The organism is Maricaulis sp., assembly GCF_017642925.1.
In the GTDB taxonomy this organism is placed as follows: Bacteria; Pseudomonadota; Alphaproteobacteria; order Caulobacterales; family Maricaulaceae; genus Maricaulis.
Genome location: NZ_JAEPOL010000006.1, coordinates 161,355 through 183,653 on the forward strand (window position 1 = coordinate 161,355; position 22,299 = coordinate 183,653).

The 22,299-nt window shown below is 65.3% G+C and carries 15 protein-coding genes; 8 read left to right on the forward strand and 7 right to left on the reverse strand.

From position 1 onward, the window contains the following. Positions 1-487: 487 nt before the first annotated feature. The 3 genes from JJ918_RS06990 to glpK form a co-directional block, all read right to left on the reverse strand. A complete protein-coding gene (locus JJ918_RS06990) occupies positions 488-1,354 on the reverse strand; it encodes a hypothetical protein (RefSeq protein ID WP_291885038.1) in 867 nt (288 codons plus the stop codon). A gap of 142 nt (positions 1,355-1,496) precedes the next feature. Then, positions 1,497-1,955, reverse strand: coding sequence for a hypothetical protein (locus JJ918_RS06995; RefSeq protein WP_291885041.1), 459 nt, complete (start codon positions 1,953-1,955; stop codon positions 1,497-1,499). Positions 1,956-1,985: 30 nt separating this feature from the next. Beyond that, positions 1,986-3,491, reverse strand: a complete 1,506-nt coding sequence (gene glpK / locus JJ918_RS07000; RefSeq protein WP_291885044.1) for a glycerol kinase GlpK — start codon at positions 3,489-3,491, stop codon at positions 1,986-1,988. A gap of 91 nt (positions 3,492-3,582) precedes the next feature. Between glpK and JJ918_RS07005 the strand changes: the two genes are divergently transcribed. The 4 genes from JJ918_RS07005 to JJ918_RS07020 all read left to right on the forward strand — a co-directional run bounded on the left by JJ918_RS07005 (position 3,583) and on the right by JJ918_RS07020 (position 10,119). Further along, positions 3,583-4,527, forward strand: a complete 945-nt coding sequence (locus JJ918_RS07005) for an alpha/beta fold hydrolase (protein ID WP_291885047.1) — start codon at positions 3,583-3,585, stop codon at positions 4,525-4,527. A gap of 2 nt (positions 4,528-4,529) precedes the next feature. Then, the gene (locus JJ918_RS07010; protein ID WP_291885050.1) at positions 4,530-5,711 is read left to right on the forward strand and encodes an NAD(P)/FAD-dependent oxidoreductase; all 1,182 of its coding nucleotides are present in this window, start codon (positions 4,530-4,532) and stop codon (positions 5,709-5,711) included. Positions 5,712-5,851: 140 nt separating this feature from the next. Beyond that, on the forward strand, positions 5,852-6,919 hold the full coding sequence (locus tag JJ918_RS07015; protein WP_291885053.1) for an efflux RND transporter periplasmic adaptor subunit: 1,068 nt from the start codon (positions 5,852-5,854) through the stop codon (positions 6,917-6,919). Then, the gene (locus tag JJ918_RS07020) at positions 6,916-10,119 is read left to right on the forward strand and encodes an efflux RND transporter permease subunit (protein ID WP_291885056.1); all 3,204 of its coding nucleotides are present in this window, start codon (positions 6,916-6,918) and stop codon (positions 10,117-10,119) included. The genes JJ918_RS07015 and JJ918_RS07020 overlap by 4 nt, the downstream gene beginning before the upstream one ends. 6 nt (positions 10,120-10,125) lie before the next feature. Here JJ918_RS07020 and JJ918_RS07025 read toward each other — a convergent pair whose 3' ends face one another. Continuing rightward, positions 10,126-11,226, reverse strand: a complete 1,101-nt coding sequence (locus JJ918_RS07025; protein WP_291885059.1) for a PQQ-dependent sugar dehydrogenase — start codon at positions 11,224-11,226, stop codon at positions 10,126-10,128. Positions 11,227-11,308: 82 nt separating this feature from the next. On the opposite strand from JJ918_RS07025, the gene JJ918_RS07030 reads away from it, so the two are divergent. The 3 genes from JJ918_RS07030 to JJ918_RS07040 all read left to right on the forward strand — a co-directional run bounded on the left by JJ918_RS07030 (position 11,309) and on the right by JJ918_RS07040 (position 14,357). Next, the gene (locus JJ918_RS07030) at positions 11,309-11,782 is read left to right on the forward strand and encodes a hypothetical protein (RefSeq protein WP_291885062.1); all 474 of its coding nucleotides are present in this window, start codon (positions 11,309-11,311) and stop codon (positions 11,780-11,782) included. A gap of 84 nt (positions 11,783-11,866) precedes the next feature. Then, positions 11,867-13,069, forward strand: a complete 1,203-nt coding sequence (locus JJ918_RS07035) for a hypothetical protein (protein ID WP_291885065.1) — start codon at positions 11,867-11,869, stop codon at positions 13,067-13,069. 142 nt (positions 13,070-13,211) lie between these two features. Beyond that, positions 13,212-14,357 carry a hypothetical protein gene (locus JJ918_RS07040; RefSeq protein WP_291885067.1) on the forward strand — a complete coding sequence of 382 codons (1,146 nt, stop codon included), beginning with the start codon at positions 13,212-13,214 and terminating at the stop codon, positions 14,355-14,357. 73 nt (positions 14,358-14,430) lie between these two features. Here JJ918_RS07040 and JJ918_RS07045 read toward each other — a convergent pair whose 3' ends face one another. Beyond that, the gene (locus JJ918_RS07045; RefSeq protein WP_291885069.1) at positions 14,431-18,021 is read right to left on the reverse strand and encodes a M1 family aminopeptidase; all 3,591 of its coding nucleotides are present in this window, start codon (positions 18,019-18,021) and stop codon (positions 14,431-14,433) included. A gap of 22 nt (positions 18,022-18,043) precedes the next feature. After that, positions 18,044-18,931: an ABC transporter ATP-binding protein gene (locus JJ918_RS07050; protein ID WP_291885072.1), complete on the reverse strand. Its 888-nt coding sequence runs from the start codon at positions 18,929-18,931 to the stop codon at positions 18,044-18,046. A 199-nt stretch (positions 18,932-19,130) separates the two neighbouring features. On the opposite strand from JJ918_RS07050, the gene JJ918_RS07055 reads away from it, so the two are divergent. Then, positions 19,131-20,957, forward strand: coding sequence for an ABC-F family ATP-binding cassette domain-containing protein (locus tag JJ918_RS07055; RefSeq protein WP_291885075.1), 1,827 nt, complete (start codon positions 19,131-19,133; stop codon positions 20,955-20,957). Here JJ918_RS07055 and JJ918_RS07060 read toward each other — a convergent pair. Continuing rightward, on the reverse strand, positions 20,954-22,087 hold the full coding sequence (locus JJ918_RS07060; RefSeq protein ID WP_291885079.1) for an ATP-binding protein: 1,134 nt from the start codon (positions 22,085-22,087) through the stop codon (positions 20,954-20,956). The two genes, JJ918_RS07055 and JJ918_RS07060, sit on opposite strands and share 4 nt — an antisense overlap. Positions 22,088-22,299: the final 212 nt, after the last annotated feature.

Consider the following 22,299-nt stretch of genomic DNA (forward strand, 5'->3'; position numbering starts at 1 on the left):
CACCGCCCCCTCAGTCCGCTACGCGGACAGCTCCCCCGCAAGCGGGGCGAGCCCTGGGTCCGGCACCTGTCCCCAATCCATACCTTTCCTTGAACGGGTCCGGGGGAAGCAACCACTTCCATACCGTCATCCTGACGAAAGTCAGGACCCAGATCGCAAAGGGAGACATCGGCGAGGCGGGCGCAAACGCGCGCGCTCCACCGCGCGGGACAAGCGCGAGCTCGCGCCCACCCTGCCCTACGAACTGGATCCTGACTTTCGTCAGGATGACGGTGGAAGTTGGGGAATTCAGCGTCCAAAAGCCAGCAAGCGGGTGACGGTGCTTGTGGGGGTGTTGGCGCCCCCTCTCCCCGACCGGGGAGAGGGCAGGGTGAGGGGCGGCCGCGGGAGCGGCCACTCAAGACTCTTCGATAGCGCGGCGTTGCCGCGCGCCCCTCATCCGCCCTGCGGGCACCTTCTCCCCAGTCGGGGAGAAGAAGAACCCCGCCTATTCCCCGCCCAGGGCACCCGGCAGATGCGGCGGCGTTGTCTCGTTATTGGCGGCGGACCAGACGTTCGGCAGGATATTGCATTGCAGGCCTTCGGAATCCTGGCCGATCTGGTAGGGGCCGGCATAGAGGGGGCATTTGCACTCGGCGAGGCCGTCGCCGTCCTCGTCCGTGCAGGGCGCGGTCATGCAGCCGGCATAGAGGCGGATATCGTTCTCGCTGCAGTCCTGCGAGCCGAAATTGTGCACTTCGCTGGAATAGAAGGAGAAGGTGGAGATCAGCGTCGCATCGCCCCCTTCATAGAGCGACTGGGTGGCGCCGGTCTCCAGATCGCCCAGCAGGCTGCACACCGGTGCTTCCTGGCAGAACTCATACTCGTCGACATGCGGATCGTCGGCATTGTTGCAGATGCCCGAGGCCAGATGGGCCATGTTGAGGCAGTTCGAGCCGTCCTCATGGCAACGCAGCTCGGTTTCCGCGCGGGCGACCGGATTGAGGATCGAGCCGATCAGCACGAAATTATAGCGCAGGCCGGGCTCGAGCATCTGCTCGGTGACGGCATAGCAGGTGCAGTCGGCGTGTTCGGGACCGCCGATCGTGCACGGCAGGGGCGGCGTTGCGCTCTGGCCCGGCGGGGTGGGCTCTTCCGGCCCGGAATAATAGCACAGCGCATAGGCATTGCCCGAACAGGCGAGGAATTCGGACAGCTCGTCATACTGGTCGGCGCGCGGCGGCGGATCGTCCTGCGCGCTGGCGGCCGGGATGGCCAGAAGGCCGGCCAGGCAAAGCCCCCTGAACAGGTGTGCGGCAAGCTGGCGGGCGGCGAACAGGCGGCTGACGAGCAGGCGGGCAAGGGTGGAAGGCATGAGCGTCTCCTCGAGGAGCCGGGGCTCCGGGGCAGCGTTAAAGACCTACGCGTACAGACGCATCACACCTAACATTCAATGCCCATTCCTGACAACCCAAAATAGAATTTATCGGAGCAAGCCGGCGCTCGCCGGAAACCGGTCAGGCCGGGTATTTCAGCAGCAGGGACAGGGTCCAGCCATCGCCGGCCACATCGTCGATCTGCCAGCACCCCTCGCGCGTCCGGTCGAAATAGAAACGCAGGTCGCGCGGCTCGCCGAAATTGGTGAAACGGGCCTCGACCACCCGCCGGTCCTCACGGCCCCAGACATCCCGCCCGGTCACGGAGACATCGTCGATCAGCCAGTCCTGCCCGTCGACCCAGAAGCCGAAACCGAGCCGGTCCGCACTCTCGTCGAACAGGGCGTTGAGCCGGCCGGTATAGATCACCCCGCCGGCAGCCGGCGGTGAACCACTGCCCTGCAGCCGCTCATAGCTGGCCGCGATGAAGTCGACGGGCGGGCCGTAGTCCGCGCCGCAGACCGATGTCTCGCTGTCCGCCGCCACAGCGGCTGCGCTCGCCGCAATCGCCAGAACCATGGCCGATCCGATTGTCCGCATCGCTATCCCCTTCTTTCAGACTATTCCCTGTCAAGCCGCGCCGGATGAACCCGGGCTGACCCGGCCCACCGCAGTCTTCCATCCAGCCCGTTCGGCGTCGCGGCGCGCAATGTCGCAGGCCGGCGTGAAGCTGCCGTCCTGCGCCCACAGGCGTCGGCCGTCTTCCAGGCTGGCGAAAATCCCCGCCCCGAGACCGGCCAGGAAGGCCGCGCCCCAGGCGGTCGCCTCGGACTGGACCGGGCGCACGACCTCGATCCCGGTGAGATCGGCGAGGCGCTGCATCAGGGCATTGTTGGCGGTCATCCCGCCATCCACCCGCAGGCGTGTTGCCGCGACACCGTCGGCGGCGATGGCGTCGAGCAGGTCGCAGGTCTGGTGGACGGTGGAATCCACCGCCGCGCGCGCGATCTCGGCCCGGCCGGACCCGCGGGTCAGCCCGACAATCGCGCCGCGGGCATCCGGGTCCCAATAGGGCGCGCCCAGCCCGGTGAAGGCTGGCACCAGATAGACGCCGCTGTCCGGATCGGCGGCCGCCGCCAGCGCCTCGATCTCCGAGGCCTTGGCGATCAGGCCCAGCCCGTCGCGCAACCATTGCACGGTCGCCCCGGCCGACAGGATCGAGCCTTCCAGCGCATAGACGGTCTCGCCGCCGATCCGCCAGGCGATGGTGGTGAGGAGCTGGTTCTGCGACAGCACGGGTTCGTTGCCGGTATTGATCAGGAGGAAGGCGCCGGTGCCATAGGTGGATTTCATCTCGCCCGGCATAAGGCAGGCCTGGCCAATGGCGGCGGACTGCTGGTCGCCGGCGACGCCGCATACCGGCAGGGCCCGGCCCAGAACCGCCGCATCCGACACGCCGAATTCGCCCGCACTGTCGCGCACCTCCGGCAGCATCGCCGCCGGCACGCCGAACAGGGCGAGAAGGTCCTCGTCCCAGGCATTCGTGCGGATATTGTAGAGCGCGGTGCGGCTGGCATTGGTGGCGTCGGTGGCATGTACAACGCCGCCCGTCAGCCGCCAGATCAGCCAAGTGTCGACCGTGCCGAACACCAGCTCGCCCGCCTCGGCGCGCGCGCGGGCACCGTCGGCATGGTCGAGTATCCAGGCAATCTTGGTGGCGGAGAAATAGGGGTCCAGCACGAGGCCGGTCTTCTCGCGCACCCGGTCCGCATGACCCGCCTCGCGCAGCGCGGCACAAGTCTGCGCCGTGCGCCGGTCCTGCCAGACGATGGCATTGTGCACCGGCTCGCCGGTCTTGCGGTCCCAGACGAGTGTGGTCTCGCGCTGATTGGTGATGCCGATCGCGGCCACCGCATAACCCGCCTTATCCGCCGCCGCGAGCGCCTCACGGGCCGTCGCGCGCACGGTCGCCCAGATGACGTCCGGATCGTGCTCGACCCAGCCGGGCTGGGGATAGATCTGCTGGAACTCGCGCTGGGCAACGGCAATCACCTCATAGCTGTCGGTGAACACCACTGCGCGGGAGCTCGTCGTGCCCTGGTCGATCGCGAGGATCGCCGTCTTGCGCTGCGCCATACTTGTCCCCCTCTGCGGTTTTCGTGCGACTATAGCCATGACGCGCCTGGAAGAAACGCGCTAGGCTCGAAACCAATACGGGGGAGCATGCATGACCGACGCCGCCTTCACGCCCGAAAGGCTCGCCAGCCCCACCGGCGCCGACCTGTGTGTCTATACGCGCGAGGCCGACGGTGCGGCACGCGGCATCGTGCATATCAATCACGGCCTGGCCGAACGCGCGGCGCGCTATGCCCGCTTCGCCAACTATCTCGCATCGCGCGGCTATCACGTCATCGCCCACGATCATCGCGGCCACGGCCTCACCACCGCTGAAGACGGCGCCCCGCGCCGCTTTGCCGACGCGGATGGCTGGAACAAGGTGATGGGCGATGTGAAAGCGGTCGAGGACGAGGCGAAACGCCGCTGGCCCGGCCTGCCGCTGGTGGTCTTCGGTCATTCCATGGGATCGGTCGTTGCGGTCAATCACGCCCTGCGCGAACCGGACAGTATTGACGGTCTCGCCGCCTGGAACGGCAATATGGCGCTGGGCGGGCTGAAATCCGTGATGCGGTTCGTGCTGTGGTGCGAGGCACTCGTCGGCGGACGGTTCACGCCCAGCACCACGATCGACAAGCTGACCTTCAAGGCCTGGAACAAGCGCTTTCCCGAAGGCCGCACCGATGCCGACTGGCTGTCCTCGGACCGGGCCGAAGTCGACGCCTATGTCGCCGACGAGCTGTGCGGCTGGCCGTCCAGCGTCTCGCTCTGGCGCGACTTCCTGGACGGGGTCGCTTTCGCCGAGGATGACGGCAATCTGGAGAAACTGCCCAAAGACCTCCCCGTCCACCTGATCGGCGGATCCCTGGATCCGGCGACCGAGGGCGGCAAGACTGTGCGACATCTCGGGGCACGAATGGAGCGCCTGGGGATGACCCATGTTACCCTTAAAGTGCTCGAAGGTTACAGGCACGAGACAATAAACGAAGTCGGACGCGACGCCGCCATGGCCGATTTCGCGGACTGGCTCGACAGCGTCTGCGCCAAGCCCGCCTAGCCATGACCCGCTACGACGTCGTCATTGTCGGCGCCGGAGCTGCCGGCATGATGTGCGCGATCGAAGCCGGCCGCCGCGGCCGCTCGGTCTGCGTCATCGAGCATGGCAAGGCGCCGGGCGAGAAGATCCGCATTTCCGGCGGCGGGCGCTGCAATTTCACCAATCTGCACACCGGGCCGGGCAATTTCCTGTCGGCCAATCCCCACTTCGCCAAGTCGGCGCTGAAGCGCTACACGCAATGGGATTTCATCGACTGGGTCGACCGCCACGGCATCGCCTGGCACGAAAAGACGCTGGGCCAGCTCTTCTGCGACCAGTCAGCCCGGCAGATTGTCGACGGGCTGACAGGCGATATGCGCGACGCCGGCGCGACGCTGCGCCTGGGCGTCTCGGTGACCGCCCACATGCGTGAGGGCGAGGGTTTCCGGCTCGATCTGTCCGACGGCAGCACCCTCACCTGCCAGTCGCTGGTGATCGCCTCGGGCGGCAAGTCGATCCCCAAAATGGGCGCGACCGGTTTCGGCTATGACGCCGCCCGGCAATACGGGCTGGCCGTCACCGAGACCCGCCCGGCGCTGGTTCCGCTGACCTTCGATCCGGACACGCTGGCGCGCTTCAAACCCCTTTCCGGGGTGGCGGCTGACGTCTCGGCGCGCTGCAACGGCACCGCCTTCGAGGAGGCGATGCTGTTCACCCATCGCGGTCTCAGCGGCCCGGCCATCCTGCAGATATCCTCCTTCTGGCGCGAGGGTCACGATATCGTGATCCGCTTCCTGCCCGGCCGCGACTGGTTCGACACCCTGCGCACGGCCCGCACGGAAACACCGCGCCAGGCGCTGCAGAGCGTCTTGTCGGAACATCTGCCCAAACGCCTCGCCCAGCTGCTGGCCGAGGAGGCCGGCCTCGCCGGCAACATGGCCGACCAGTCCGACAAGAAACTGCAGAATACCTGCGCTATGCTGGAGTCTTGGACGCTGCGCCCGACCGGCTCGGAAGGCTATCGCACGGCAGAAGTCACGCTGGGCGGGGTCGATACAAACGGGCTGGACAGCCGCACCCTGCAGGCCCGCAGCGTACCCGGCCTGTACTTCATCGGCGAGGTGGTTGACGTGACGGGCTGGCTTGGCGGATACAACTTCCAGTGGGCCTGGTCGTCCGGCTGGAGCGCCGGTCAGGTGGTCTGAATGCGACAGGTCCCGACGAAGATTTCGTGCCGCGAGAAAACCCTCGTCATGCGGCACATCGAGCGCTATCTAGAGGGGCAAGTAAACACTGTTCTCCGCAAGCAGGCCGTCCGGTCTGAGGCGGGCAAGCCGATCGTGACATGAACCGTTCCTATATCGCCGCCCTCGCCATTTTCGTCGCCGTGGTCCTCCTGTTCACGGTGGGGACGCTGCTCAATGGCGAGGCGGATTCCCGCGACGCCGAACAGACCGAGACCAGCCACCGATTCGAGGTTGTGGTGCGTTCGGTCGAGGCGCAGATGCGCCCGGCCAACCTGTCGCTGCGGGGCCGCACCGAAGCCTTCCGCGAAGTCGTCGTGCGCGCCGAGACCGGCGGCCGGGTCGCCGAGGCCGAACGGCTGGAAGGCACGCCCGTCACCGCAGGCGATGTGCTGTGCCGGCTCGATGTCGATGCCCGCTCGGCCTCGGTCCAGCAGGCCGAAGCCGATCTGCGGGCGCGCCAGCTGGAATATGACGCCGCTGCGGAACTGAACCAGCGCGGTCACCGCTCGGCCAACCAGGTCGCGGCCGCCGAAGCCGCGCGCGATGCCGCCCGGGCCCGCCTGAGCGCCGCGCGCGAGGAGCTGGCCAACGTCAATATCGCCGCGCCCTTCGACGGAATTTTCGATGGCCGGACCGCCGAAGTCGGCGACTTCCTGCGCACCGGCGATGCCTGCGGAACGGTGGTACAGCTGGATCCGATCCTGGTGGTGGCCGAAGTCGGCGAACGCCATGTCGCCGAGCTGGAACCCGGCATGGCGGGGCAGGCCCGTCTGGTCACCGGCCAGACGGTCGAGGGCACGATCCGCTTTGTCGAGCGCCGGGCCGACCCGACCACCCGCACCTTCCGCGTCGAGCTGGAAGCGCCCAATCCCGATCACGCCATCCGGTCCGGCATCACGGCGGAAATCCGTCTCGACCTGCCCGAAGAGCCGGCCCATCGCATTCCCGCCTCCATCCTCGCCCTCAATGCCGACGGCGTGCTGGGCGTGCGGATCGTGGAGGACGGCAACCGCGTGCGCTTCGTGCCGGTGGAGCTGCTCAGCGATGACGGCGAGCAGGTCTGGGTCGCCGGACTGCCGCGCCGCGCCGAGGTGATCGTGCTGGGACAGGATTTCGTGGCCGACGGGGTCGAGGTCGATGTCTCCCGGGAGGGAGCGGCCCGGTGACCGGCGTCGTCGACTTCGCGATCAATCGCGCCCGCATGGTGCTGGCGATCTTCGTCTGCGCCCTCGCCGCGGGCTTTCTCTCATTCGTCAGCCTGCCGCGCGAAGCCGATCCGGACATCCCCTTCCCCTTCGTGATCGTGGTCGTGCCGCTGGACGGCATTTCTCCGGAAGACGCCGAACGCCTGATCGTGCGGCCGACCGAAACCGAGATGCGCTCGATCGAGGGGCTGGAAGAGCTCAACGGCACCGCCGCGCTGGGCGCCGGCACGCTGATCGCCGAATTCGACGTGCCCTTCGATGCCGACCAGTCCGTGCTGGACGTACGCGAGGCCGTCGACATGGCCCGCCGCGAATATCCCGAGGATGTGCGCGAACCGGTGATCCAGGAGTTCAACTCCGCTCTCGCCCCCACGATCGCCGTGCAGGTCTATGGCGAGGCGCCCGAGCGCACGCTCTACCGCATCGCCCGCGATCTGGAAGACGAGATCGAGGCCCTGCCGCAGATCCTGCAGGTCGATGTTCAGGGCCTGCGCGAGGAAGTGCTGGAGATCGTCATCGATCCGGCCCTGCTGGAGACCTATGGCGTCACCTATAACGAGCTGTTCAACGCCGTGCAGTCGAACAACCGGCTGATCGCGGCCGGCTCGCTGGACAGCGGCGAGGCCCGCTTCCAGGTCAAGGTGCCCGGCCTGTTCGAGGATGCCGAGGATGCGCTGCGCCTGCCGCTGACCCGGTCCGGCGATACGGTCGTCACCCTGGAAGACGTCGCCACGGTGCGCCGCACCTTCAAGGATGCCGACAGCTTCTCGCGCTACAATGGCGCGCCGGCCTATACGCTGCAGGTCGTGCGCCGGTCGGGCGAGAATATCATGGACACCGCCGCCGCGGTGCGGGCGCTGACCAACGAGATCTCCGAGACCTGGCCGGAAACCGTCCGCCACGACTTCAGCCTCGACCTGTCCACCTATGTGCGTGACAGCCTGCAGAGCCTGACCTCGTCGATCATGCTGGCCATCGTGCTGGTGCTGATCCTGGTCGTGGCGGCGCTGGGCGTGCGCTCGGCCCTGCTGGTCGGCATCGCGATCCCGTCGAGCTTCCTCTTCTCCTTCCTGCTGTTGAGCATCTACGGGCTGACCGTCAATTTCATGGTGATGTTCGCCATGGTGCTGGCCGTGGGCCTGCTGGTCGATGGCGCCATCGTGGTGGTCGAGTACGCCGACCGCAAACTCGCCGAGGGCGAAACCCGCAAGGCGGCCTATGCGGCTGCCGGCAAGCGCATGTTCTGGCCGATCGTCTCCTCGACCGGCACCACGCTGGCAGCCTTCGTGCCCTTCCTGTTCTGGAACTCCATTCCGGGCCAGTACATGGCCTTCCTGCCGCTGACCCTGATCTTCGTGCTGACCTCGGCACTGGTGATGGCGCTGATCTTCCTGCCCACGCTGGGCTCGGTCTTCGGCCGCAAGGGCGGCGTGGTGGACGAAAACTCCGCCGTCGCCCACCTCAACGCCACCGAAGAAGGCGATCCCAAATCCCTGCCCGGTTTCACCGGTGCCTATGCCCGCATGATCTCGACGCTGGTGACGCGCCCGATCCTGGTCAGCCTGGGAGCGCTGGCTCTGGTCGTGGTGATCGTGATGAGTTTCGGCGCCCGCGCTTCGACCATGCGGACCGAATTCTTCCTCGATGCCGAGCCGGAGCAGCTCTACGTCTTCATCCGCGCCCGCGGCAATCTCTCCCCGGCCGAACAGTATGAGCTCGCCCTGGAGGCCGAACAGCGCCTGGAGGGGATCGAGGGCATCAAGGGCTATTACACCGTCGCCGGCGAACCGCCGGGCCAGTCGCCCTTCGATGGCACCGGTGCCGCGCCTGCCGACAGCGTCGCCCGTATCTTCGTGGAGTTCGAACCTTTCGGGCAGCGCCCCAATGGCCGTCTGATCGAACGCCGCATTCGCGAAGCGATGACCGGCATTCCCGGCGTCATCATCGAGGTCCGTCCCTTCCAGCAGGGTCCGCCCGTGGGCAAGGACATCCAGGTCGAGCTTCGCTCGGACGATGCCGCCGCGCTGGAGCAGGCCGCCCGCCTGATCCGCTCCTATATCGACGCGATGGAGGGCACGACCGATATCGAGGACACCCTGCCCCTGCCGGGCGTGGAATGGCGCCTCGACGTGGATCGCGAAGAAGCCGGGCGCTTCGGCGCCGACGTCACCCAGGTCGGCGCAGCCGTGCAGCTGGTGACCACCGGCACGCTGGTCGGCCGCTATCGCCCCGACGACGCGGACGAGGAAGTGGATATCCGGGTGCGCTTCCCCGAAGGCGACCGCGACATTTCACGGCTCGACGATTTGCGTGTGAACACCCAGACCGGCGCCGTGCCGATCTCGAACTTCGTCACCCGCGAAGCCCACCAGCGCATCGACTCCATCAATCGCCGCGACGGCAAGCGCGTGCTGATGATCCGCGCCAATGCCGATGAAGGCCATGCCGGGAATATCCTGCTGGCCGAGCTGCGCAGCTGGATCGACGAGCAAGTCGAGAGCGGCGCCATCGACCGCCGGGTCGATATCGACTATCTCGGCGCCGACGAGGAGAATGCCGAAGCTGGCGCCTTCTTCGGCAATGCCATGCTGGCCTCGCTGTTCATGATGGCGGTGATCCTGCTCTGGCAGTTCAACAATTTCTGGCATGTCGTGCTGACATTGCAGGCCGTCGTGCTGTCGGTCGTCGGCGTGCTGCTGGGCGTGCTGTTGACCTTCCCCTACATCTCCATCCTCTTCCTGGGGACGGGCGTGGTGACGCTGGCCGGCATTGTCGTGAACAATAATATCGTGCTGATCGACACCTTCCAGCGCCTGCGCGGCCTGGGCATGGCGGTCGACGAGGCCATCGTGCGCACCGCGGCCCAGCGTCTGCGCCCGGTCATGCTGACGACGGTCACGACGATTTTCGGCCTGCTGCCGATGGTATTCCAGATCAATGCCGACTTCGCCCATGGCGTATTGTCGATCGGCGGACCGGCGTCGGAATGGTGGGTGCAGCTGTCCTCAGCCGTGGTCTGGGGGCTGGGCTTCTCGACCCTGCTGACGCTGGTGCTCACCCCGGTCATGCTGGGCGCGCCCATGCGGCTGGGCAATTGGCGGCGAAAAATGCTGTCCGGCACGCCACTGGCCAGCCGGAGCGACGCGCAGCCGGCGGAGTAGGCGCGCCTACTCCCGGCTCACCCGGACCAGCCGGCCGTTTTCCTCGTCGGTGACGAGCCAGACGGCGCCGTCGGGCGCCACGCGGACATCGCGTATGCGCGCCTCAACCTCGCCGAACAGCACCTCTTCGCCGGCGACCGTGCCGTTCTCCAGATCGACCCGGCGCACATGGCCGGAGGGCACGTCAGCATCGCCGGCAATCAGGGCTGCGACCAGCAGATCGCCATCCCAGTCCGCGAACATCCCGCCGCGATAGATCGCCATCCCCGCGGGCGCGATCGAGGGCACCCAGACATGGATCGGGTCGGTCATGCCGGCATAAGTCTCGAACGGCGTGACCAGCGCACCGGTATAGTCGATGCCATGGCTGGCAATCGGCCAGCCATAATTATTCCCTTCGGCCAGCACATTGATCTCGTCGCCGCCCTGCGGCCCGTGTTCATTGGCATAAACGGTGCCGGTGATCGGATCGACCACGACAGCCTGGGGATTGCGGTGGCCGATCGAGAAGACGCCCGGCGCCGCGACCTCGAAGGCGGAGCCCAAGGGCGTCCCGTCATCGGCGAGGTGGACGAAACTGCCGAAATGGCTTTGCGGATCCTGGGCCTGTTCGCGAAAATCAAACCCCTCGCCGATCCCCAGCAGCAGGCTGCCATCCGCCAGAAAGGCGACCCGCCCGCCATAATGGACATCCGTGCGGCGGCGCGGAATTGCCGAGAACAGCGTCTCGAAGTCCCTCAGCGCGCCGTCCTCCAGCCGCCCCCGGCCCAGATGCAGCGTATTGTCCCGCGGGCGCCCTTCAGACCAGGTCAGATAGACCTGGCCATTGGTCTCGAAATCCGGATGCAGCACGACATCCAGCAGACCGCCCTGGCCTGAATAGAGAACCTCGGGCACGCCGGAGAGCGGATCGGACAGCGTGCCGTCGGCCGCCACGAGGCGCAGGCGGCCGGGCTTCTCGGTGACCAGCATGCGGCCATCGGGCAGGAAGGCGAGGCTCCAGGGGTGTTCCAGCCCCTCGACCCGGGTTTCCAGATGCGTCTGGGCATGCCCCGGCGCGGCGGCCAGCGTCAGGGCCAAGCCCAGCACGATCGATTTTCCGGCCATCTCATCCCCCAAGCGAATTGTCGCCAATGACGCCACACTATAGGCTCGGCCCATCGCTGTAGAGCCCAATTCGGGGGACGCCATGGCCACGGTCCGCATGATTGCCGTCTACCTGCTCGCCGTCGTGACGGGCACCGTGCTGGTCAGCATCGCCAACACGCATGTCGTCCTGCAGGCCCTCGTTCACGCCGGAGCCAGCATCCCCACCGCCGTCCGCCTGGACGCGATCCGGCAGGACCTGGCCGGCTTCGCACCGACGCTTTTCGTGCTGATCCTCGTCGGCTTTGCCGTCGCCTTCCCGATAGCCGGACTGCTGGGCCGCCTTCTGGGGCGCGGCTGGCGGCGGCTGGGCTTTACCCTGGCCGGCGGCGCGGCGATTGCCGCCATCATGCTGGGAATCACGGCCTTCTACGGTCAGGTCCTCGACGCGACGATCACGCCGGTCGCCTCCTCCCGCGACCTGCCCGGCCTCTTGACCCTGTGCCTGGGCGGTGCCGCTGCGGGCTTTCTCTTTGCCAGCCTGAAGCCACCCGCCCACACCGCGTCCCGGCGATAAGTTGCATTCGACTCAATTCCGAGCGCGAGGACAGACCTCGCCTTAAGTCCGGCCGGGTTATGCACCTGTCTGGGAGGGTCCTCGATGGCACGTGTCCGCGAAACCATGCGCTCGGATCTGCGCAATATCATCAAGGGTGGCGCCACGTCGCGGATCCTGGACCTGTATTCGATCGCCCAGCGCTATGGCGAATACGACCGGCACAGCGCCAACCCCTTCTTCCTGCATCCGCGCCTGAACCGCTGCTTCATCATCAAGCACACGGTGCGCGTCCACGAACGTCCCTATGTGATGTCGTCACAGCCGGTGGTGACCAAGGTTCTGGTGCCGCTGGCCGACAGCGACCTGTCGCTGGGCGGACATGCCGTCTTCGTCGAGGAGATCGGCTTTGCCCAGAAGATGCGCACCCTGTTCGAGCGCCCGGACGAGCCGCACCTGATGGATCTCGACCTGATCCGGCTGCGCGAGCTGGCGGCGCTGCCCAGCTTCGACCCGTTCATCCTGGCCGAGCGCTATCGCGATCACGTCCGGCCGATCGACGAGCTGTATTTCAACATTTCCGATCACGAGAAGGAGCGCATGGAAGATTCCGTGGCGCGCCAGATCGTCGACGTGGTCAGCCTAGCCTTCGGCGATCATTCCCAGCAGGACAAGGAACGCGCCCTGCGTTTCACCCGGCAATTGCTGGCCTGCGATCTGGACGGCCGCCTGAGCGATCTGCGCCGCTCACTGGACATGACCGAGATGGAGTTCCGCTCCGGCATCTTCGGCTGGCGGGGAATTCTCTACTATCGCTATCACATGAATGAGGCGCTCTCGGCACTGAAAGGCTTCATCCAGCAGATCAAGGCGGTCTCGATCGTCGGCGCCAGCGAGCACGAATATTCCGAGCTGCAGCATATGCGCCGCGCGATCATCGACGAGACCCGGCATCGCTGGGCCTGCCTGACGACGGTGATGGAGGAATACGAGACCGTGTTCGGCCGCTTCTGCCGCGGCGAGGATGCGCATGGTTTCCGCAACTTCCTCCTGAAGGCGCCCTCGCTCTTCTACGATGTGGGGAGCGATCTGTCGGTGGTGGGGCATGTGCCCGGCTACTGGCGCTACTGGGCGAAGCAGAATTCCAAGGGCTTCCTGCACGCCCGCGAGGCGGTGACGCTGTTCTCGGACTTCATCGCCAGCGTGACCCGCACCGCTCCCGGCGCGAGCCATACCGGCACGGAAGCCCGCCGGCGCCTGCGCTCACCCATCCCCCAACCGGTCGTCGTGACGACGGACGCGGCCTGAGGCCGCCCCGTCGTCCTGCCCGCCGGGGCTGCGGCCCACCGTTCAGGCCGCAGCCCCAACGCAGCGCAAAAAGCCACAAGGTCATCCGATATTAAGCTGTTCCCGCTAGCGTTGCGGCGCTGGGGCAATCAGGACGGAATGGATGAGCGGGTCAGACAGAAGCAGCCTTCGCCGGATCGTGCGCGGCGGTGCGACACCCCGCATTCTCGACCTGTGGTCGATCCACCGCAAATACGGCCAGACCCTGGAATTCGCGGCGAAGCCCTTCTTCCGCAATATACGGCTGAATGCCAGCTTCATGCTGAAGCACACCGTCCGGCCGCATGACCGTCCCTATCTGCTGACCGAGAACCCGGTCGCCACCAAGCTGATCATTCCCGTCTCCGTCGATGATCTGGCGATGGGCGGGCATTCCTTCTTTGTAGAGGAAAAGGGGTTTGATCGCCGGCTCAAGGAATTCCTGGGCACCGGCTCGATCAATCCGAAATTCGAGGCCGACCTGCAGCGGGTGAAGGACCTCGCCGCGATGCCCTCCTTCGACCCCTTCCTGCTTGCCGACCGCTATGCCACCGGCGAGCGTCCCGTCGGCCGCTTCTATTTCAATATCTCGCCGGACGAGCAGGAGGCGATGCTGGGCCATGTGACCCGGCAGATATTCGGCATCGTCAGTCTGGCCTTCAACGACGAAATCCTGAGCCCGAACGATGACCGTGCCCGCAAGTTCGCGCGCCAGCTTCTGGATGGCGAGGACAAGCAGAAACTCGTCGGTCTGCGCGAAACCCTCGGCATGAGCGAAGAGCAGTATGAGGAGGGCATTTTCGGCTGGAAGGGCATTCTCTACTACCGCTGGCGCATCCGCGAGGCCCGCGACGGGCTGCGGCAATTCCTGGTCGAGCTGAACAATGTCACCGTTCGCGGTGCGACCTGGGAAGAGAACAAGGAAGTCAACGATATCCGCCGTGCCATCCTGAAAATGGCCAAGGATCGCTGGACCGCGCTGACCCGGGTGATCGACGATTACGACGCCCAGTACACGCGCTTCTGCAAGGGCGGCGACCCGACGGCGATCCGCGACTTCCTGCTCAAGGCGCCGGCCTATTTCGGCCAGCTGGGCAGCGACCTCTCGGCGGTCACCCATGTGACGTCGTTCTGGAATTACTGGTGGACGGACCGGGAGAAGGGCAGCCTGTCGGCCGACGACGCGCTGGACATCTTCCCCAGCTTCCTGCGCTCGCTGACGCGCGTCTCCGAAGACATCCACTATACCGACGTGCGCGCGGCGATCTGACGGCCTGGCGCTCACTCCGGAATCAAGACGGCCGGCCCGCCAGGCGGACCGGCCGTTCTGCTTTCCGCTTTCGCTATTCTACAGTGACGCGGACGAGATTGTCGTCTGAATCGCGGTCGATCAGCTTGTTGTAGGGATCGATACCGGCATAGAGCGGCTGCTCGTCGACGATGAGCTCGATACGCATCGTGGTCTCGTCGATCCGGTGCTTCTCCATGTAGAGCACGTGATCGCTGCCTTCATAGGCATCGTCGAGATTCTCCGAGAACAGGCCGATATCGATCATGTAGTCGATATCCTCCTCGGTCTGCTCGCCGGCCCCGTCGGCCTCGAACTTGTGCGCCTCGATCTCGATGGCGACATCCCAGCGGCCGTCCTCGCGCTCGCTCGCGGTCGCCGATACGGCTTCCAGGTCGAACACGACGATCCGCTCGAAGAAGTCGTGGATCACGCCTTCCCATTCCGGCCCGGCTTCAGCGCGCAGGATGCGCAGGAAGTCGAGCGTCGTGGCATACGGATCGGTGGAATAGGCCCGTTCGGCGATCAGCTGCTGCATGACGCGGTTCACAGCATCCTCGCCGAGATAGTCGGCCAGGGCATACATGATCACCGCACCCTTGCGGTAGTGGATGTAGGGCTGGTTCTCGACCCGGTAGAGCGGCAATTCCTCGATCGACTCGGAGCCGCGAGCCGACAGATAGCTGTCGAGCTCGTATTTGAGGAAGCGACGCATATGGTCTTCGCCATACGCCTCGCGCATCACCATCAGCGCCGAGTACTGGGCGAAGGTTTCCACCAGCATGGTCGAACCCTGCACATTCGCCCCCAGCACCTGGTGCGCCCACCACTGGTGCGCCGCCTCGTGTGCGGTCACGTAGTAGACATAATCGATCTCCGACGGGTCCGAGAGATTGGCGATGAAGCCGATGCCCTCGGAATACGGGATCGTGTTCGGGAAGGACTGGGCGAAGGTCTGGTAGGCCGGGAATTCCAGGATCCGGAACTGCCGGTACTGGAAGGGGCTGAAATGCTCCGAGAAATAGGCCAGCGAATCCGCCGAGGCCTCGAGCATCCGGTCCACATTCCAGGCGTGGTCGGGATGGTAGAAGACCTGCAGATCGATCCCGTCCTGCTCCTGCTCGGCCACCGCATAATCGGCGGAGAGCCACGAGTAGAAGTTCAGGATCGGCCGGTCCATCACGTATTCGAAGTACCGGCGGCCATTCTCCTCCCACTCACGCTCCAGATATCCCGGTGCGACGGCAATCTGGTCGGCCGAGGTCGACACGATCGTGCGGAAGGTGACGTAGTGGGACCCGGTCAGACCGTTCTCGTCCCAATGGCTTTCGTCTTCCAGCGGGAAGGCCCGGTCGATCGGCTCCAGCCCTTCACGCCGGCGTTGCTGGCGGTCCTGAAGGCGCCAATTGCCGTTGAAGCCGATATTGGCCATCGACTCGCCATTGTTGAAGAAGGTGCCGTTGTAATTGACCGTGCTGACATTGCCCGCATTGCGGAAACCGGGATTGGCCCGTTCGACCGAGAAGTCGAACGTACGCGTCTCGCCCGGCTGCATGGGCGTGTCGAAGCGGAAGGAATAGGTCAGGAAACGCGGATCTTCCGCATCCACCTGCCCGCCCTGCGCCTCTTGTGACAGCACCGTCGTACCGTAGCCATAGGACACCCACAGCGTATCGATGGGGGCGTCCGTCTGGTTTTCCAGCACATACTGGCCCCGCGCCGTGTAGCGGCGTTCGGAGGGGTAGATATCCACCTCATAGGCGGTTTCCACGATGGTCGGCTGATCGACATCCTCCAGGTAGAGATACTCCCGCTCATACTCGGCCTGCAGCCCGCGGAAGTCGTTGGAGGAGACATAGGTGTTGCGGATATTCGTGTTGTAGAAAATCCAGCCACCCGTACCGGCAATGCCGGCGAGGGCCACCACGATCAGTCCCACCGTTGCCGGCGTCATCCCGCGGCCGAATGCTCCAAGGCGGGCCAGGATCGGCGACAGGGACCCGCGGCTCCACAGCCGGTAGGAAATGACGAGCAGGAGCAGCGCCCAGAACGACCAGTAGGCGTAGAACCAGAGCGAAATGCCGAGGAAATGGCCATAGCCGTTCATATCCGAATAGGGCGCACCGGGGGTGCTGCCATACTGGTAGAGGTTATGGTCGAGCCCCATCTGCGACATCACGATGGAGACGATCAGGAAGACCAGCATGAAGGCCATGCCGAGCCAGCGATTGTTCATCAACACCTGGGCGAAGATCGCCAGGGCCGCGAAAATCGCGGTCGGCAGGATCATCCCGACCAGGCCGCGCAAGGCGTACTGATCCCACTCAACCGGAGCAAAGCCCTGGATCATCTGGGATACACCACCGGCAAGCAGAGCCAGGCCGATCAGGCTGACGACAACCAGGCAAAGCGCGAGGAATTTGGTCGCCATGAACACCCAGCTCGGTGTCGGCGTCGCATCCACGATGTAGGAGAAGCCGACCCGGCGCTCGCGCCACATCACCTCCGCTGCGTAGTAGATCACCACGACACTGGGGAGCCATGAAAAGGCGCCGTTGATGACGTCGATCATGATCCGCGTCACCGGATAGTTCGGTGTGCCGTAGTACTCATTGCCCAGGAAGAAGCCCGGAACGGTGTTGAGCAGCCCCAGGACCAGCAGGATCCAGAAAGCGACATTGAACACCACGCCCTTGAACTCGAAGCTCAGCCGGGCGAGGAATTGCTGGAAGGCGGCTCCACCATCGAGACGCGGCGTCACACGCGGCAGCTCGATTTCGGAAATGGCGTTGGCAGAGCCCGCTGCAGCGACCGCACCGGCCCGCCTTCGGCCCGGCAGTTTGAAACTGCCCTGGCGGAAGCGGAAGGTCGCGACGTTGATCGCCAGCAGCACCAGGCCGAAGCCGATCCAGAGCAGGCGGTTCTGCATCATCACGCCCTCGAACGCGACAACCCGCTCGTTCTGGTCGAACACGGTCCAATAGCGGGTGACCTCGCCGAACGTGTTGAAACCGAAGGGGTCGATGAGCGCGAGCATGTCGCGCAGATCCGGTTGGGACTGGGACAGGCCCACGCCGAGGAAATACAGCACCAGCAGCGCCACGAAGGCCGCATAAGTCGCGATGGTCGAGCGCGTGAAATTCGCCACCGTGAACAGGATCGTGCCGATCACCCACAGATTGACCAGCCCGAACACGGCAAAGAGATAGGGATACCAGGCGAGATTTGTGGGCCCGACCAGTTCCGGGTCGAGCCAGGGCATGACACTGCCGATGAGGAAGGCCAGCGGCACGGCCGAGAAAACCAGGGCCGTGATCACGAAACCGCCGATGAAGCGGCCGAGCACGAAATCGAATTCCCGCACCGGGCGCGAATAGAACAGTTCCGAGGTCTTGAACCCGAAGTCACGCAAAACGCCTGACGACAGGAAGACCGTCGGTATGATCGCCCCGAAGATCGAGAAGATCAGGATGTTGATGGTCAGCGCGTTGGGCGAGTTGATGTTGACGGACCCACCGCCGCCGACCTGGATCTGGTCGATCGTCACCCCGCCGAATACGAGCAGGAAGAAGATCGCGAAAATGGCAATGGATGCCGGCGAAAAGAGCTGAAACCGGAATTCGAATCCGGCGATTTTCCAGAGCATGGCTAAGCCTCCCTCGCGCCGCTTATGCAGCGTTGGCGGCCCGGCGGCCGTCGGTGATGGTGGCGAAATAGACATCCTCGAGATCCGGCGTCGCGGCTTCGAACCCCTCGCCCGGATCGGTCTCCGACAGGACCCGTACCAGAACCTGGCCCATGGTCAGGCGTTCGGAAATCACGTTGAGACGCGAGCGGACAGCCGGCAGTTCACCCTTGGCCACCGTCTTCGCCCAGACCTTGCCGCTCAGCTCGGCGATCAGATCGGCCGGAGCGCCCTGCGCAACGATCTTGCCGCCATTCATGATCGCCATCGCCGGGCACAGATCGGCAACGTCCTCGACGATATGGGTCGACAGGATCACGACGACATTCTCGCCGATTTCGGACAGGAGATTGTGGAAGCGGTTACGCTCTTCCGGGTCGAGGCCGGCCGTCGGTTCGTCGACGATGATGAGCTTGGGGTCCCCGAGCAGCGCCTGGGCAATGCCGAAACGCTGGCGCATGCCGCCGGAATAGCTGGCGACGGACTTGCCGGCATGCTGGGTCAGATTGGTCTGTTCCAGCAGGGCTTCGACGACCTGCTTGCGTTCCTTGCCGTTCGAGATGCCCTTGAGCACGGCCAGATGGTCCAGCATGGCACGGGCTGACATGCGCGGATAGACGCCGAAATCCTGCGGCAGATAGCCCAGCACCGAACGCAGAGCCTTGGGCTCGCGCACGATATCGATACCGTCAAACGTGGCCGTACCGCTGTCCGGCGCCTGCAGGGTCGCCAGCGTGCGCATCAGCGTCGACTTGCCCGCACCGTTCGGGCCGAGCAGACCGAACATGCCCTTGGGAATGTTCAGCGTGACACCGTCCATGGCGCGCACGCCACCTGCGTAAGTCTTCGTAAGATTGTTGATTTCCAGCATATCCCGTCACGGCTCCTGCGAGCCGCCTCCCCTGAAAATGGCAAAATTGGGGCAAGACTAGGCCTGTCCCGGTTCGGGCACAAATGAGCCTTTGTACAGAAACCCCACCAGAGGGACGGTTATTCCCATTGTCCCCCCTTCATGCTCGCGATGCCGGAAACCCGTGACGACAGGCCCGCGCGATTGTATGCGTCGGCACATGGCACCACCGCTTCTCACCCTGCAGGGTATCCACCTCACCTTTGGCGTTACGCCACTGCTCGACGGCGCCGACATGCAGGTCGGCGAAGGCGAGCGCCTGTGTCTCGTCGGACGGAACGGGTCGGGCAAGTCGACCCTGATGAAGGTCGCCGCCGGGCTGGTCGAAGCCGATGGCGGTGAGCGGTTTGTGCATCCCGGCGCCACCATCCGCTATCTCGAGCAGGACCCGGATCTCAGCGGATTCGCGACGGTGCGGGACTATGTCGTGGCCGGACTGGCGCCGGGCGATATGGACTATCGCGCCGACTATCTGCTCGAACAGCTCGGCCTGACGGGCGAGGAGAAGCCCGGCGTGATCTCCGGCGGCGAAGCCCGGCGGGCGGCACTGGCCCGGGCGCTCGCGCCGGATCCGGACATCCTGATGCTCGACGAGCCGACCAACCATCTCGACCTGCCCGCCATCGAATGGCTGGAGAGCGAGCTGGCGGCCTGCCGCTCTGCCCTCGTACTGATCAGCCACGACCGGCGCTTCCTGGAAACCCTGACCCGCAAGACGCTGTGGCTGGATCGCGGCCGCACACGGCTGCTTGAAAAAGGCTTCGGTGCCTTCGAAGCCTGGCGCGACGAGGTTTTCGAGCAGGAGCAGGAAGAGCTGCACAAGCTCGACCGCAAGATCGTGCGCGAGGAAGACTGGCTGCGCTATGGGGTCACGGCGCGCCGCAAGCGCAATGTGCGCCGTCTCGCCGACCTGCAGGATCTCAAGCGCCAGCGCACGACGCATCGCGGTCCGCAGGGCCAGGTGAAGCTGGAGGCGAGCCAGGCCCAGGATTCCGGCAAGCTGGTGGCCGAAGCCAAACATGTCTCGATCGGCTTTGGCGGCCGTTCGATCGTGACCGACTTCTCGACCAAGATCGCCCGCAAGGCGCGGATCGGCCTGGTCGGCCCCAATGGTGCCGGCAAGACGACGCTGCTCAACGTCCTGACCGGTCAGCTTGCGCCGGATACCGGCGAAGTGCGCCTGGGCACCAAGCTGGAAATCGCCAGTCTCGACCAGAAGCGGCTGGCACTGAAGGACGACTGGACCGTCTCGGAGGCGCTGACCCAGGGCGGCGGCAGCCAGGTCGAGGTCGCGGGCAAGACCAAGCACGTCATGGCCTACATGAAGGACTTCCTTTTCCCGCCGGAGCAGGCCAACACGCCGCTGCGCGTGCTGTCCGGCGGCGAGAAGGCGCGGCTGATGCTGGCCCGCGCCCTGGCCCTGCCCTCCAACCTCCTGGTGCTCGACGAACCGACCAACGATCTCGACCTGGAAACGCTCGATCTCCTGCAGGGCCTGATCGACGACTATACCGGAACGGTTTTCCTGGTCTCGCACGATCGCGACTTTCTCGACCGGGTCTGCACGAGCGTGATCGTGTCGGAGGGCAATGGGCGCTGGCGCGAGTATGCCGGCGGCTATTCCGACATGCTGACCCAGCGCGGCCGCGGCGTCTCGCCGGACGACCGCACGGCGAATGTGACGACCGGCAAGCTGGCGTCGAACGCCCCGGCCAAACCGCAACCGACAGCCCCCAAGCAGGAAAAGCGGCGCATGGCCAACAAGGATCGCTATGCGCTGGAACGCCTGCCCGGCGAGATCGACGCGCTGGGCGAGACGATCGCCAAACTCGAAAGCCAGATGAACGACCCGGCGCTGTTTGCCGACAGCGCCCGTTTCTCACAAGTCTCTCAACAACTGGCCGACGCGCTCGCCGAACGCGATGCGAAGGAAGAGCAGTGGCTGGAGCTGGAAGCCCTGCGCGAGGAGATCGAGGGCGAGGGCTAACCGGTGTGACGCGTCAGGAAGGCGTCGAACCGGGGAACGGTAAAGGCGAGCTGCCCGTAGCTGGGTGCGTAGATCATGCCCTTCTCGATCAGGTGCTGGCGCGTGGAGTTGAGCTGGCTGGATGAGCCGACACCGAAGGCTTTCGCCACAGCACCGGGCCGGTGCTCGCCGGGCCCCAGCGTCGCGAGCGCCCGCATATAGTCCATCTCCTGGGGCGTACACCGGTCCAGACGCATCTGGAAGAAGCCACGATCCAGCGCTTCACGCACCTGCCCCGCTGCACGTTCCACGTCACGGCGGCGGATCGGTGAGGCTTTGGCAACGGCCCAGCAGCCATTGCCCCATTCCTGTATGAAATGCGGATAACCCTCCGTTTCGGCCCACAACGCATCCAGCGCCCCGTTTCCGATCTCCACATCTTCCAGTGCCAGCGTGTCGCGAAAGACCGTATCGGCCGCCTCGCGGCTCAACGGGCCGATCGTCTCCGCCATGAAGAGCCGCTCGGAATAGGACCGGCTCTCGCCCAGCTGCCGCAGTATGTTGGGAAGGCCGGCGCCTATCAGGATGACCGGCAGCCGCCGTTGGGCAATCCGGTGCATGGAAACGATCAGGGCATTGAGGTGCCCATGTCCGACGAACTGGAGCTCATCCACGATCAGTACGACAGCCGTGCCGGCATGCCTGGCCGCCACGCCGACGGCTTCGAACAGATCGGGCAGATCGGTCTCGAGGTCGCCGCTGTCGGCGATGCCCGGCTCGGGTTCGAATTCGACACCGACGGATCCGCCGGGAAAGTCGATATTCACCGACCGGACGAGGCTGGCCAGCGCCCGGCCCGCCGCCCGTACAAACGTCCGGGCCTTTTCGACATTGTCGAGCCCGATCAGGACCTTGCGCAACTGGGCGACCAGTTGTTGCAGGAAGGGCCTGTCGGGCACCGCCTCGATCCAGGGTACCAGACAGCCCAGAGCCTCAGCTTGCTCGCGCGCCTCCAGAAGAATGGATGTCTTTCCGGTTCCGCGCAGCCCGTGCAGCACCAGGCTGCGCGCCGCCCGGTGTTTCAGTGCCCGCCGCATCTGCGCCGTCATGGCCGCCACGACCGCGTCGCGGCCCGCCATCACGTCGGGCATGACGCCCGCTCCGGGCGTAAACGGGCTGTCCTCGGCCTTCACCTGCCACCCTCGAACTTAAGATTGCAGTTCATAGAGTGGTCAACTCGGTCAACTCGGTCAACTCGGTCAACTCGGTCAACTCGGTCAACTCGGTCAACTCGGTCAACTCGGTCAACTCGGTCAACTCGGTCAACTCGGTCAACTCGGTCAACTCGGTCAACTCGGTCAAC